This is a genomic window from Microbulbifer thermotolerans, from assembly GCF_900112305.1.
Classification (GTDB): domain Bacteria; phylum Pseudomonadota; class Gammaproteobacteria; order Pseudomonadales; family Cellvibrionaceae; genus Microbulbifer; species Microbulbifer thermotolerans.
The window spans coordinates 342,548-355,679 of the sequence record NZ_FOKT01000003.1; the positions used below are offsets into that span (position 1 = coordinate 342,548).

Annotated in this window: 12 protein-coding genes and 2 pseudogenes; 4 read left to right on the plus strand and 10 right to left on the minus strand. The window is 54.2% G+C overall.

Translation table 11 applies throughout. The annotated features are described in order from the left end of the window. Entirely contained in the window at window positions 1-1,134 is a 1,134-nt protein-coding gene (locus tag BM155_RS06555; protein ID WP_139223164.1) for a DNA-binding transcriptional response regulator, read from the plus strand. Beyond that, window positions 1,134-1,538 (plus strand): very short patch repair endonuclease, encoded by a 405-nt coding sequence (locus tag BM155_RS06560; RefSeq protein WP_074901827.1) that lies wholly within the window; start codon window positions 1,134-1,136, stop codon window positions 1,536-1,538. The genes BM155_RS06555 and BM155_RS06560 overlap by 1 nt, the downstream gene beginning before the upstream one ends. On the opposite strand, the gene BM155_RS06565 is transcribed toward BM155_RS06560, so the two are convergent. The 4 genes and pseudogenes from BM155_RS06565 to BM155_RS06575 form a co-directional block, all read right to left on the minus strand. Further along, window positions 1,532-2,023, minus strand: coding sequence for a restriction endonuclease (locus BM155_RS06565; protein WP_074901829.1), 492 nt, complete (start codon window positions 2,021-2,023; stop codon window positions 1,532-1,534). The genes BM155_RS06560 and BM155_RS06565 overlap by 7 nt on opposite strands. A 75-nt stretch (window positions 2,024-2,098) precedes the next feature. After that, window positions 2,099-2,278, minus strand: a complete 180-nt coding sequence (locus BM155_RS17780; protein WP_367888680.1) for a hypothetical protein — start codon at window positions 2,276-2,278, stop codon at window positions 2,099-2,101. Window positions 2,279-2,390: 112 nt separating this feature from the next. After that, window positions 2,391-2,822 (minus strand): annotated as a pseudogene (locus tag BM155_RS06570) (restriction endonuclease); the annotation flags it as partial. After that, window positions 2,819-3,799: a DNA cytosine methyltransferase gene (locus BM155_RS06575; RefSeq protein ID WP_074901835.1), complete on the minus strand. Its 981-nt coding sequence runs from the start codon at window positions 3,797-3,799 to the stop codon at window positions 2,819-2,821. The pseudogene BM155_RS06570 and the gene BM155_RS06575, both read right to left, overlap by 4 nt. A 502-nt stretch (window positions 3,800-4,301) precedes the next feature. On the opposite strand from BM155_RS06575, the pseudogene gyrB reads away from it, so the two are divergent. Beyond that, window positions 4,302-4,694: pseudogene (gene gyrB, locus BM155_RS17540) on the plus strand (DNA gyrase subunit B); the annotation flags it as partial. Window positions 4,695-4,791: 97 nt separating this feature from the next. Here gyrB and BM155_RS06585 read toward each other — a convergent pair. From BM155_RS06585 to BM155_RS06595, 3 genes are all read right to left on the minus strand, one after another. Continuing rightward, entirely contained in the window at window positions 4,792-5,469 is a 678-nt protein-coding gene (locus BM155_RS06585) for a phosphoadenosine phosphosulfate reductase domain-containing protein (protein WP_067149804.1), read from the minus strand. A 122-nt stretch (window positions 5,470-5,591) separates the two neighbouring features. Then, on the minus strand, window positions 5,592-6,041 hold the full coding sequence (locus tag BM155_RS06590) for a GNAT family protein (RefSeq protein WP_074901838.1): 450 nt from the start codon (window positions 6,039-6,041) through the stop codon (window positions 5,592-5,594). 79 nt (window positions 6,042-6,120) lie between these two features. Further along, entirely contained in the window at window positions 6,121-7,308 is a 1,188-nt protein-coding gene (locus BM155_RS06595) for a class I SAM-dependent rRNA methyltransferase (protein ID WP_083421114.1), read from the minus strand. Between the two features lie 190 nt (window positions 7,309-7,498). Between BM155_RS06595 and rimO the strand changes: the two genes are divergently transcribed. Beyond that, the gene (gene rimO, locus BM155_RS06600; RefSeq protein ID WP_067149813.1) at window positions 7,499-8,824 is read left to right on the plus strand and encodes a 30S ribosomal protein S12 methylthiotransferase RimO; all 1,326 of its coding nucleotides are present in this window, start codon (window positions 7,499-7,501) and stop codon (window positions 8,822-8,824) included. Between the two features lie 51 nt (window positions 8,825-8,875). Here the strand turns inward: rimO and BM155_RS06605 are convergent, their stop codons facing one another. From BM155_RS06605 to BM155_RS06615, 3 genes are all read right to left on the minus strand, one after another. Beyond that, window positions 8,876-11,857: a S8 family serine peptidase gene (locus BM155_RS06605; protein ID WP_074901843.1), complete on the minus strand. Its 2,982-nt coding sequence runs from the start codon at window positions 11,855-11,857 to the stop codon at window positions 8,876-8,878. A gap of 232 nt (window positions 11,858-12,089) precedes the next feature. Beyond that, window positions 12,090-12,659, minus strand: a complete 570-nt coding sequence (gene gmhB, locus BM155_RS06610) for a D-glycero-beta-D-manno-heptose 1,7-bisphosphate 7-phosphatase (RefSeq protein WP_074901846.1) — start codon at window positions 12,657-12,659, stop codon at window positions 12,090-12,092. Window positions 12,660-12,764: 105 nt separating this feature from the next. Beyond that, entirely contained in the window at window positions 12,765-13,028 is a 264-nt protein-coding gene (locus tag BM155_RS06615) for a DUF2442 domain-containing protein (RefSeq protein ID WP_197463016.1), read from the minus strand. Window positions 13,029-13,132: the final 104 nt, after the last annotated feature.

Sequence of the window (13,132 nt, forward strand, 5' to 3'; positions counted from 1 at the left end):
TTGACGTCAGCAATGCGCATTTTGGTAGTAGAGGATGACGATGATACATTCGACACTTATAAAGATACCGTTGATGAATTGGTCGAAGATGGACGAAAAATCGAACTTGTAAGAAAGGAATCAGCTAATGACGCTCTTTTTGCACTACTCTCTAAGGATTTTGATGGTGCTATTGTTGACTTAAACCTCAACCCCAATGATTCTTCTGAATCTACAGGCAATGATGTTCTGGCAGAAATTCTTCAAAAGCATCGCTTTCCCGTATTTGTTGTATCCGGAAATATACAAAACCTTAGAGAAGATATTCGAAAAAAAGAGTCAGACTTCCTGCGTTTTTTCAACAAAGATTCGAATACTTCAAATAAAACTATTTTTCGTCATCTTACTGACATATATGATACAGGAATAACTAATATTTTGGGGGGGCGCGGTTTAATTGAACGTCATATTGGAGAAATTTTTTGGGGACATTTGGCTCAAGATTTTTCAGCTTTGTCCAAGGGGGAGCTCATCTCCGAAAGACGGCTACTCCGATACAACGTCAGCCACCTTCTTGAATATCTCGACATTTCAGAGAAGGAAGAGTATCACTACCATGAGGCGGAGTTTTATATCCGCCCGCCAATCAGAGCGCATATTGCTCCCGGTGACATTGTAGAAGCAAATGAAGCAGACAAAGTTACCAGATTTCTTGTTTTGTCTCCGGCGTGTGATATAGCTGTTCGCGGATTAGATGGCCCGACACCTATTATCAATGCGAATATGATCATGCTCGCACCGATCATTCCAATAAATCGGTCGGCTTTCCTTGAGCGTGAAATAATCCATCCCGGCGATAATAGTGCAAAACGTGAAAAGAAACTGAGTGAAATTGTCAAAAGTAAGGCAGAAAAATTTGCTTTCCTCCCTGAGTATGCGGACATTTATCCTGGGGTTGTAGATTTTCAGAATATCCATACTTGGAGCCTGGATAAGTTTCTAGAGGCAAAACGAATAGCGACCGTAGCCAATTCTTTCCTAAAAGATATCCAGTCAAGGTTCTCCTCCTACGTGGGACGGCAGGGGCAACCTGATCTTAATAAGAAGGAAATAATAAAAAGGCTGAAGGGTAATTTGAAGCCTGAGGATCAATAATGTCTGATGTCTTAAGCCCAGAGCAAAGAAAATTTTGCATGTCACGTATTTCTGGGCGGAATACTCAACCCGAGCTGGCGCTAAGGAAAGGCTTGTGGGTAATTGGATATAGGTACCGACTTCGGACGCAACTGCCGGGAAATCCGGATATAGTCTTTCCCAAAAAGAAGGTTGCAGTTTTTGTAGATGGTTGCTTTTGGCACAAATGCCCAAAACATTTCGTAATACCAAAAACCCGTACTAATTTTTGGATGGATAAAATCAACAAAAATTGTGAGCGGGACAAGCGGGTTACAAAAGAATTAAAGCAATCGGGATGGAAGGTGCTCCGTATCTGGGAGCACGAGATAAAGGAAAACCTGTCGGCTTGCGTGGAGCGCGTTGAAGCGCTCCTGAGTCAGTGATTTTCCTCTAACCAACGCTGGACGTCTGATGGATGCCCCAGCTTTCTAAGAAGCAGCTTGGCAATATCGGAGGCACTTAAAACAACCACTAGGTGGTCGTCACTCTTAAGTTCCTTGTAAGCTTGATTTGCAAGGTAGGAAGTGGTTACTAACACCCCAAACTGACAATGGCGCAGCCGGGAAATCAATCGCGAAATTTCTTTTACTCCGACCCCGTTGTTGATCGCATAGCATTTCGCCTCCATAACGAAATCAACATCTATCCCACTTGCTCCCTGGCAGATACGGTATTTCCCCGTTGCATCCCTGCCTCCATCCCTCCATGGCCTTGTGATCTCAATATTGTGCGCATTTGGCATTGCGATACTGACCAAATCAGCTGCAAGGGACTTGAACCCCGTTGGAGAATCCTTGAAACGATTGTAGATAGACGAGATAACAGATTGTTCGTCGTGACCTGCCCCCCACTTTCTAGTCCACTTCAATCCTAGTAATGTTCATCACCAATGAGGACGATGAACATTACTAGGATTGAAGTGGACTAGAAAGTGGGGAGCAGGTCAGTCGGTGGAAAGATCCGTTTGATCTTTCGTTGATCGAATACCGACTGTTCTTTCTGTGACCAGCCGATCGTATTTACGTTTATTTATCCAGTCTAACCATGGTTTCGGGGCGTGAGGGGAGGTCTGTGCCAAGCCGTTTTGTGCATCCCGTATCCAGCTTCTCGAAACAATGGGCACATTTAGTATTGTGAACGTTGCCCGATAGTTCTGGAATCGGACATCCCTCTGCTGATGTTCTCCAAATCGCAGTGAGATCCTCGTCAGAACTCATGCCCTTGGCGCCCGGAACAGCCAGCCCTAGAAATCTGGTATCGCGGTATGTGCCCCTTTTGCGAAAGAGAAGGATAGGGGGGAATGCCGTCGTGGGTGAGGGCTTGCCGTGGCAGTACTCGAAAATGCTACGAAGGATCTTGTTTCCGTCGCGCTTCGTATCATGCAGATCGCCAGGCGCGCGTTTGTCGCCGTAGTAAGTAAACAAACCGTTTTCGATATCCAGCTCATCTGGCCAGTCAAGATTCGAGAAATCAGTCTGAAGCACCAGTAACTTAAGGGAATCAACTTCCGTTCTAGGGCTTCCGAGACACCGAAACCCTGCTCCGTTATCAACACCTAACAGTGCAGGAAGCGGGTTATCAGAATAGTTACCCTTTCTCGAGCCGCCATAAATTGCGTCAACGAAAAGGTCCTGACTGAAAAGCTCTGTACTGATAATTTCCATCATGCAACATCGCGCTGGAGGAGTGCGAGTTCGTTCAGCTTTTTAAAGATGATTTCAGTAACGGGGGAACATACCCCGTTTCCACAAAGCTTTATTTTGTCACGGCGGCTGCCTACGGGAAGTTTGTGTTTACTATTACCACACATTGCTTTAAGTAGTTCTGAAGGCTGTAGCATTCTGAGCTGTGGCTCGCCTTTTTTCCATGTGACCAAGCCGAAGCGGTCAAGAGTAGTTACCGTACGCAATGGGTCTTCAAGCCGTTGCCACCCTCCCGCATAGTCAGAGCCGTAGTAGACAATTAGGAAGTCTTTGTTTCTTCCTAGTTCGGCCATCGCACGCTCGGCACGCTCTATTGTTGCCTTTGCTCTATTCGGACTATAAAGCGGCTTGGATTTGTACTGTCCTGACCAATCGATAATTGATGCAGCAGTTTTTCGCTGGCGTCTATGAAGCTTCAAGAGATCTTCTTTGGTTATCTTCGTACCCAACCTGTCGCAAACCAGAAACATACGCTTTCTGGCCTGGGGTGCGCCGAAGTCAGCAGCATTCAATTCCAGTGGACTGACTTCATATTTTTGCCTGCGGATGTCTTGGATAAGCCTTTCCAGGCCCGCCCACTTCTTCATCCGCGGTACGTTCTCTACGATTACCCAGCGGGGTTTTAGGGCTCTCATCCAGGGAATTATACCTAGGGCCGCTTCTTTGCTCTGTTCACAGCCGGGGCGGGCACCACGGGCAATGGAATGAGAGGTACACTCAGGAGAGGTAAGCAGTACGTCTGGCTGATACTTCCGTGCATATTTTTGCGGTGCCACATTTTCAATACGTTCGGTAAGAACCTCCGCCTCGGGGAAGTTATGTTGATAGGTTGCTGTCGCAAGATCCCAAGCATCTACAGCAAGAAGAGGTGTTGCTCCGGCATTGACTGCACCACGAGCACCAAAACCGCCACCGCAAAAAAGGTCTACAAAAGTAAGCATCTAAATATCCAATTTATTTATGCTGGCTAGAGCTTCACGGAGTAAAAAATAGACGAAAAAACAGTTGACATGGCGGCAGAATAAATTTTTCTGCGCGCTTTACGCAATGCCGAAGGCATGAGGTAAAGGGCGCAGCCTCCCGGAATGCGTTGATCACAATACTGTAGGTCGCGATGTACGCGAAGAGATGGAGCAACACCCCTAGCGAATACCTTTAATTGGATTACATTTCTAGCGCAAAGTCTACCTGCGCGATCGGTGTGAATTCACATCGAGCTGCTGTTCGGTACTATGCTGATACTGGCACGCTTCGTGAACGAAACCTGCCTGATTTTGGATATGCGTAATCACTAACCCGGTTACTACAAGTAGTTTCAGAAGGGAAAGTGGTCAAGATTCGCGAAAGTGCATCAATTTTTGATGTTGCTGCTGTTATTGCACGTAGCGTCATCCACTTGGCCTTTGGCGACACATTACCTTCCGGCATCAAAAAGGTACCGGTTATCCGTTCGGCTATGAATTCTTCGATTCCGCTGAATACCGCTCGATCTGTACCTTGGGCGAGAAGCTTCAGGACCTGTTGGAAGAGGGGGCCTATGTCCGCCGTGGTGAAAAGCAGCAACCGGTGACAAGCTTCCCCGAAGCCCTGGAGTGGCTGATGAATGAAAGCCGCCGCGGCTACGGTATACAGCGCTACAAGGGCCTTGGTGAAATGAACCCCGATCAGCTGTGGGAAACCACCATGAACCCTGAGAGCCGCCGCATGCTGCAGGTAACGGTGGAAGACGCCATCGCCGCGGACCAGATCTTCACCACGCTGATGGGCGACCAGGTGGAACCGCGCCGGGAGTTTATCGAGAGCAATGCGCTGGCAGTGGAAAACCTGGATGTATAAGGGCTTGGGTTAACCGGAATAGGGGTTCCAAGCTGCATTCAGCAAGAACAAAAAAGGCCGCTCTATGAGCGGCCTTTTTATAATCGGATAGGACACATCACTTTTCCAGCAACAGCCCGCACTCCCGGTGCTCTTCGCCTTTGGTGGGGTCGAAGTAAACATCGTTGTCCGGCAGGTCGTGCTGATAGACGTACTCTTCGACGTCTATTTCCTTCAAGTGGAACATGGGCGCCACGCGGATGGTACCGTGGCTGCCGGTGGTGAAGATATTCAGGCTCTTCCGGTGCGCGTTTTGATCGTGGCGAATGCCGTTCATCCACACATCTGGTTTCAATTCCTCCATGGCCCGGTTGAAGGGTTCCAGTTTGACGGTGCGGGAGAAGAAATCGTGCGCCGGCGTATCCAGCGGGGGAATTTCTCCGTAAACCGCTTTGTAGTGCGCGGCAGACACCTTGGGGGTATAGGTGAAGAGATTGAGATTGAATTCTTTCACCAAGCGATCGATATGGCGGTAGGTCTCCGGCGTGTTATAGCCGTGATCCACCCAGATTACCGGGATATCCGGTTTGGCCTGAGTGACCAAGTGCAGGAATGCCACCGCCAGCGGGCGGAAATTGGTGAAGACGACCGGATTCTCCGCGTGCTCAATGGTGAAGCGCATAATTTCACTGGGCTTGGCACCCTGAAATTGTTGATTCAGCGCCTCCAGGTCCGCACCGTGATGGAAGGTGCGCTGGGGATAGGCGCGGACGGCATTGCTGCTGGCGTTACCCATAAAAAACTCGAAACTGGTGTTCTATCAGGAGGTTGGCATGCTAACGCTTGCGGCAACTAGAGAGAAACAATAAAAAGAAGTGAATCCATAAGATTCAGTTATAAGGAATCAAGGCAACTTATTTACGCTGCTTTCAGTTTTGGTCGGTAGCGCATCAAGATCTCTGCCTGACCACTAACGGCGCAGGGCTGCCTGCCGGTTTCCTTAAAATCCTGCTGCTGCAGAAAGTAGCGCCCGTTCAGGTTTTCTTCCAACACTGTCATCAGCAGTTGCGGCCGTCCCCGCTTGGCGCAGCGCATCAGTTCACTACCGGCGCCCCGCTTTGTGAACGCTGGGCTAACACAGAGATACTCCAGTTGGTCGGTTCCTGTAATCAGTGCGAACCCCTCCGCAGTTTGCTTTCCATTTGCCGTATAGACCAAACAGAGGTCAGCGGTTTGCAGACAGTGGCCAAAATTGCTCAGTTTGCCCTGCCAAACCTGTTGTGGAATAGAGGGGTGCGCATCGACCAGAGTGCGAAGCCAGAGCGCTTGCAGACGTTGGAAGTCCGAGGGAACCGCGGGTCGGATCATACCAGCACCGTAAGTAAATACTTGCAAACAATCCTAGTCAGGGAACCCGGCAGCTCCTAGTCGGCCAATATAGGTTGCGTTATGCACCGCGTTTGCCGAGGTGGACAAATTGCGCTTTTAAGTAGCTGGTCTCGGGAATCGCCGGGTGCACAGGATGGTCCGCGCCCTGGCCCCCGCTGGCGAGCAGCGCCGCCGGGCGCCCCAGTTGGTGCGCGGCTCCCCGTACACAGTCGACCAGCTCATCCGCTTTTAAATGCATCGAGCAGGAAGCGCTCACTAATAGGCCATCTGCGGCCAGCAGGCGCATTGCCAGTTGGTTGATATGCCGGTAGGCGGCCAGCCCGGATTTGTGGTCCTTGCGCCTTTTGATAAAGGCGGGCGGATCCAGTACCACCACATCGAATTGCTCCCCCTCGGCCACCATGGCTTTCAGGACCTCCAGCGCCTTGCCGCGCACTGTGTGTAAACGCCCCTCCACGCCATTGTGAGCGGCATTTTCCTGGCACCACTGCAGTGCCTGTTCCGATGCGTCCACACAGGTGACATGGTCGGCCCCGTTGGCCAGTGCCTGTACGCCCCAGCCACCGGCGTAGGAGAAGAGGTCCAGTACGCGCCTGCCCTTGACCCACTGGTTCAGCCGCGCGCGGTTGTCCCGATGATCGTAAAACCAGCCGGTTTTCTGTCCCCGGTGCACCGGCGCCAGCAGTGCGACGCCGTTTTCGGAAAACGGCACCATTTCCGGCACTTCTCCGTAGACCACTTCGTTCACCAGTGGCATTTCCTCCGGGCTGCGGCCCTGGTGGTCGTTGCGCAGCAAGATACCGCGCGGATTCAGCAGAGATGCGAGGGCGTCCACCACCTGCGGCAATAGCTTTTCCATGCCCCAGTTGCTCACCTGTACCACAAGGTGATCGCCAAAGCGGTCCACCACCAGCCCTGGCAACCAGTCCGAATCACCGTATACCAGGCGGTAATTGGGAGCGTTAAAGTAGCGCTGCCGCAGTCTCAATGCAGAGTGTAAGCGCTCACTTATTAGGGCGGCATCCAGTTCTTTGTCGCGGGAGACAAGGCGGCCGCAGATCAGTTGACTGGGATTTACAAAGGCGGTGCCGAGCGAATTACCCCGGCTGTCCAGCACCCGGCACTGGCTGCCGGGCTCAATACCCTTGAGGGACGACCGCTTGGTGTCCACTTCGTTGCTGTAGATCCATAGATGGCCGCGTTTCAGGCGGCGCTCCGCACCGCGGTTTAATATCAGATCCGCCAATGTATTCTCCATAGATAGTGGCCGAGGGCGGCATTGTGCGCCTCAACGCGGGCAGGTCAAGCAAACATTTTCCGGCAAAAGCGCACAGCGGCAGGGGCAGAGCGGAGCTCCGGTCGCTATGCAAGCGGGCCCGGCACCGTTAGAATTGCCCGCTTTTTAAACAAACCCAAATAAGTGCTCGGGAGCCAAAATGACCAGCAACACCCCGAAAGTCGGCTTCGTATCCCTCGGCTGCCCCAAGGCAACCGTGGATTCCGAACGCATTCTGACGCAGCTGCGTATGGAGGGCTATCAGCTGGTGCCCAGCTACGAGGCCGCCGACGTGGTGGTGGTCAATACTTGTGGCTTTATCGATAGCGCCAAGGCCGAGTCCCTGGATGCGATTGGCGAAGCCATCGCCGAAAACGGTAAGGTCATTGTCACCGGTTGTATGGGCGTCGAAGAAGAAAATATTCGCCAAGTCCACCCGAGTGTACTTGCGGTAACCGGCCCACAGCAGTACGAACAGGTGGTCAATGCAGTTCACGAGGTTGTGCCCCCGCAACAAGAACACGATCCGTTCGTTGATTTGGTGCCGCCTCAGGGTATCAAGCTGACCCCCCGCCACTACGCTTATCTGAAAATCTCCGAAGGTTGTAACCACAATTGCAGCTTCTGCATTATTCCCAGTATGCGCGGCAAGCTGGTCAGCCGTCCGGTGGGCGAGGTGCTGGGAGAAGCGGAGCGACTGGTGAAAGCCGGCGTGCAAGAGCTGCTGGTGATTTCCCAGGACACCAGCGCCTACGGCGTAGATCTGAAGTACAAACTGGACTTCTGGGATGGGCGCCCGGTGAAAACCCGCATGTTGGAGCTGTGCGAGGCACTGTCATCTCTGGGTGTATGGGTACGCCTTCACTACGTATATCCATACCCCAATGTCGATGATGTGATACCGCTGATGGCGGAGGGCAAACTGCTGCCCTATCTGGATATTCCCTTCCAGCATGCCAGTCCCAAAATTTTGAAGGCGATGAAACGCCCGGCCTTCGAAGACAAAACCCTGGCGCGTATCAAAAAGTGGCGTGAGATATGTCCGGACCTGACCATCCGCTCCACCTTTATCGTCGGCTTCCCTGGGGAGACGGAAGAGGACTTCCAGTATCTGCTCGACTGGTTGAGTGAGGCACAGCTCGATCGCGTCGGTTGCTTCCAGTACTCGCCGGTTGACGGCGCTCCGGCAAACGCGTTGGAGGGAGCGGTACCGGAGGAAGTGAAACAAGAGCGTTGGGAGCGATTTATGGCGCACCAGCGGGAAATCAGTGCGGCGCGTCTGCAGCGGAAGATCGGCAGCGAAATCGAAGTGTTGATCGATGAGGTGGATGAAGAGGGGGCGATTGGCCGCTCCTGGGCGGACGCGCCGGAAATTGACGGCGCCGTCTACTTAAACGGCGAGACACACCTCACACCGGGCGAGAAGGTTCGTGCGCGTGTGACCCACGCAGATGAATACGATCTTTGGGCCGAGTCGCTCTCCTGATCCGGCCCGTTTGTTTGGGCACCTCCACGCGAGCGCGGGGTGCCCTGAAAATCACTGGGTATTGATCATCACTTCCGTCTCGGCAAAGGTTTGTTCCCCATCACCGTGGCGGAGTAATCCCAGTGCACGGCCACCGGGCGCCAGCCCCATCCAATCGAGAGACACACTGCTACGTCTGCCGACGTCTGCCGCGGTGGGTGCGCTCAAAAGCGCATTGCCAGCGTCGCCCTTCAGGTTGAAATTGAACAGCGTGTAGGGTGTTGGACCGGCGGCGGAGGCGTAATCGACCACGAACGCCGCGTACTGTCCCGGCTCCGGATTGCGCAGCGTCACCGTTTCTGCGGAAGTTGGCGTGCCACTGCTGCCTACCAGCGGGAAGTCGGGTGCCGGACCGTAGACTTGCAGATCCAGGTCGTCGGAACCGTCCCCGGCACCCACATCCGCATCAAACAAAGCTATTCGGGACAGCTCCGTGCCTTCGGGTATCTCGAAGAAAATCAGGTCGTTGTCACCATCCTCTACAGCGCCGGGATAGGCGATACCTTCGGCCAAGCCGCTGATCTGTACTTGGTAATTGCCGCTGTAACCGAACTGTACATCGAAACTGAGTGAGCCCTCACTTCCGCTACCAATGACAGATTCTGGCGCGGTGATGGGCACCGGGCGCAGGGCGATGGGGCTGCGCACTTGATAGCGGTTACCCAGGGAATGCCAGGTGAGGGAGCCGAAGGTCCACTCGCCGAGGCTGGCGGCATCGGTGGCGGTAAAAGTCACCCGATAAGTGGCACTCTCGCCCCGCTTGAGGCGCAATACCCGGGGCTGGACATGGACATTGACCCCCTCGGGCGCGTCCACGGAAACCCAATACCACTGGCGTCCCGGTGCCACACTGGTCACCCTGCGGGTAATTGTCTGGCTGCCGGCAAGCTCCGCGACACCAATGGAAGCAAGGTTTAGGTCACTGGAGTCTGTGGAGTATCCAAGGGCTTCCAGTTCGCTGCAGGTGGTGCCATCCACCAATTGGGGCTGCTTTTCAGCGCCACAGAGAAAGGCGAAGTAATCCGGCAGACTCGCGTCGTATACCAGGCCGGGAGTAAAGGCGTCGGACGGACTGATGGCACCGCTGCCTATATCGAATGGATCCGCCGCTTCGGAACCAAAGGATTTGCGCAGGCCACTGCGCGCGGTGGTCATCAAAGCCGATTTGGCCATGGCCGGCGTCCAGTCCGGGTGTACCTGCTTCAGCAGTGCCATTACCCCCGCCACGTGGGGGCTGGCCATGGAAGTACCGTTCATGGCGGCGAACAAATTGCCGCCGCTGGAAACCGGGGAGGTTCCGGCGATGATGCCGACCCCGGGTGCGGCCACATCCGGTTTGATAATATCCGGGGCGCCGCCATTGGCACCGCGCGAGGAGAATCCGGCAATGCGGTCGACCCGCGATACCTGGATCTCCGGGCTGAGGGTACCGGCGCTGTCGCTGCTGGCGGCGATCAGCGCACCGTCCGAGTGGCGAATCATAATGCCGGGAATGGTGGTATCCGGGGCCGACATGACGATGGGGTCCATGCGATCGGGCCCGGTGCCGTCGTTGTACACGACGATGGCGCGGGCACCGGCGGCGGCAGCGTTATTGTACTTGTCGGTAAAGGCACAGCCGCCGCGGATTACCAACGCGATCTGCCCGTCGATGGCGTCACTGTTAGTCAGTGGCCCGCAGGCATCCTGGGGTTCGGTAGTCACTACATTGGCGGAAATAGCGCCAACGTCGGCCAGGGAAACCGGGCCGCCGCCCTCCAGCCCTTCATAGGTTGCGGCGATGTCTGCCGGCGCGTCCAGCCGCAGTCCGGTGCCGAAACTCTGATCGTCTTCCATGGCGGCCACCGCGGTTACCCAGGGCACGCCGGATGGTGTACCGACGGTCTCGGAATCCGGACCCCGATTGCCGGCGGATACGGATACAAACACACCCGCATCGGCGGCGTATAAAAAGGCGATGTCGTCGGGGCCATTGAAGGTGGTACTGCTGCCCCCGACAGAGAAGTTGATGACATCCACGCCGTCGGCTACCGCCTGATCGATAGCGGCCATGGAGTCGGAGGAGAAGCAGCCGCTGTCGTCGGGATTGGGCGCATCCCAGCACACCTTGTACACGGCGATACGAGCGCGGGGGGCCATACCACTGAGGATGCCGCCGGTGGGACCTTCGACACCGTAGTTGCCGCCGGCGGTAGTGGCGGTGTGGGTGCCGTGGCCGCCGGCATCCCGAGCGGAGAGAAACTCATAGTCCGCCAGTGTATTCACCGTCAGGAAAGCGTCGGAATATGACTCCGCTTTAATCAGCTTGCGGTTGCACTCGAAGGGGGCGTCCGCCGGGTTGAATTCCGAATTGCCGAAATCGCAGCCTTCACCGACAAAGTGATCCGGCACTGGCCCGTAGGGGACCGCGCGGCCACGGTTGCCGCGCCGCGGTGTGGGCGTATCCGCTAGGCTCGGATGTTCTCGGTGGACGCCGCTGTCGATTACGCCGATCACGATATCCTCGCCGGTGACGCCCCAGAGCCAGGGCCCGAAGAAGCCGGTGAGACCGAGGAAATCCCGCGTTGAATCCGTCTGGGGTTTGAGCAGTTTATCCTCCCAGACACCGAGCACATCCTTGCGTGCCCGCAGCGCTTCGGCGTCTTTGCTGCTCATCAGAGCAGCGAACCCGTTAAAGGCCACCTGATATTCGTGTACCTTGCGCGCCCCCGGCACAGAGGCCAGTACCGTATCGCGCCGAGCGCGGAGGAAGTCGGCGTAATGGCGGTACTGGCTGCTTTGGGGGTTCAGTTTTGCATTGGCGTTTGGTTTGGTAGCCGCCAGTCCGGGAATGTGGCCTTCGTAGGCCACCAGTGGCTTATCCGCCAACTGGACGATGTATACCTTGTGGTCCCGGCGGATATCCGGCTTCAACGTCTTTGGATCTGTTTCTGCCATACTGCCGAAAGACAGCAGTATGCCGGCAAGCAGCAGTGAACTTCTTATTATCTTCATTTTTTGATGTCCCTTCGTGATTGATTTTTTTCAGGACAGGAAGCGATTGAAAGGCGGGACTTTCCGCCGCTCTCCCGGGCAGGGAATGGCGGTACTGCGGGTCAGATCCTTCAACCCTTCCTCCGCGGGTAATCCGCTACTGATGGTGCGCGAATTGGCGGATTGAAATTTCCTGAAACTTGCTTTTAAAGGAGGGAACGGCGCAATTCAATCGATTGGCGCGACAATTGTTTTATTGTGCTCCGGAGGGAGAAGTGCCGAGCAGGAATTGCGCGAACTGGGCCAAGTTGTCGAATACAGCGGTATCTGCCAGCCGCTCGTCGGGCTGCTGCAGGAGTTGTCGCAGCGTCCCCTCACCGGCCCCTGTTCTCACCAGTACGGGCCTGCACCCTTTCGTGAGGGCCGTGTGTAAATCTTTAAGCTGGTCGCCGACCAGGTAACAGCCGTGCAGACTGGTGTCGAACTCCGCTTCTATCGCATCGAGCAATCCGGGTTCGGGCTTGCGGCAGCGACAGTTATCTTCGGGGCTGTGAGGGCAGTAGAAAATGGCTGCGATCTCGCCGCCGGCATCCTCCACCAGCGCGCGCATTTTTGCGTGCATCGCTTCCAGGTCGTCCAGGTCAAACAGGCCCAGTGCCAGGCCGCTCTGGTTGGTGGCAATCACCAGCTGGTGCCCTGCGCGGCTCAATTCGGCCATGGCTTCGATACTGCCGGGCAGAGGGGTCCACTCGTCAGCGGATTTGATGTGGGCATCGGAGTCATAGTTGATGACTCCATCCCTGTCCAGCACGATGATTGCCATGAAATTCTTTTTCGCTCTGTTGGAGAGAATACCGGGCCGCTATTTGTTCTTTAGCAGGTTGTTTTTATACAGGTCTTCGACTGGAAAAATCACCGTGTAATCGTCTCAATTCAGGTTTCCATCGACGATTTTAAAAGTTCGAAAGTTTGATTCGGACTTATATTTTTCGTAGTCGGGGTGCTCCATCGAAAAAATAAATGTCGCAAAATCGACAAGCTGCTTATGACCATCTGAAAACTCGATTTCCAGTATATGAGGTTTCACATGATGTGCGGCTTTAAGCGAAATTTCTGACATTTTTATTCGCTGTGTAAGAGCCCTTCGAACTCCCTGCGTTTTTAGAACCCAGGGAACCTCTGATGAATTCATCAGAGGTTCCCTGGATAACTATTTCTAATTACCGAGACGTAATTCAGGGTCGTAACATCCGTTGCTGTAAAACTTGGTACTTTCGTTCTGCAGCAAGTGATTTT

Bases quoted from the DNA above. Each gene is read 5' to 3' on its own strand.
- gmhB (WP_074901846.1), bottom strand. From the start codon at position 12,659: ATGGCAATCATCGTGCTGGACAGGGATGGAGTCATCAACTATGACTCC.
- BM155_RS06575 (WP_074901835.1), bottom strand. From the start codon at position 3,799: ATGCTTACTTTTGTAGACCTTTTTTGCGGTGGCGGTTTTGGTGCTCGT.
- BM155_RS06590 (WP_074901838.1), bottom strand. From the start codon at position 6,041: ATGATCCGACCCGCGGTTCCCTCGGACTTCCAACGTCTGCAAGCGCTC.
- BM155_RS06615 (WP_197463016.1), bottom strand. From the start codon at position 13,028: ATGAATTCATCAGAGGTTCCCTGGGTTCTAAAAACGCAGGGAGTTCGA.
- BM155_RS06560 (WP_074901827.1), top strand. From the start codon at position 1,134: ATGTCTGATGTCTTAAGCCCAGAGCAAAGAAAATTTTGCATGTCACGT.
- BM155_RS06585 (WP_067149804.1), bottom strand. From the start codon at position 5,469: ATGGGTAACGCCAGCAGCAATGCCGTCCGCGCCTATCCCCAGCGCACC.
- rimO (WP_067149813.1), top strand. From the start codon at position 7,499: ATGACCAGCAACACCCCGAAAGTCGGCTTCGTATCCCTCGGCTGCCCC.
- BM155_RS06605 (WP_074901843.1), bottom strand. From the start codon at position 11,857: ATGAAGATAATAAGAAGTTCACTGCTGCTTGCCGGCATACTGCTGTCT.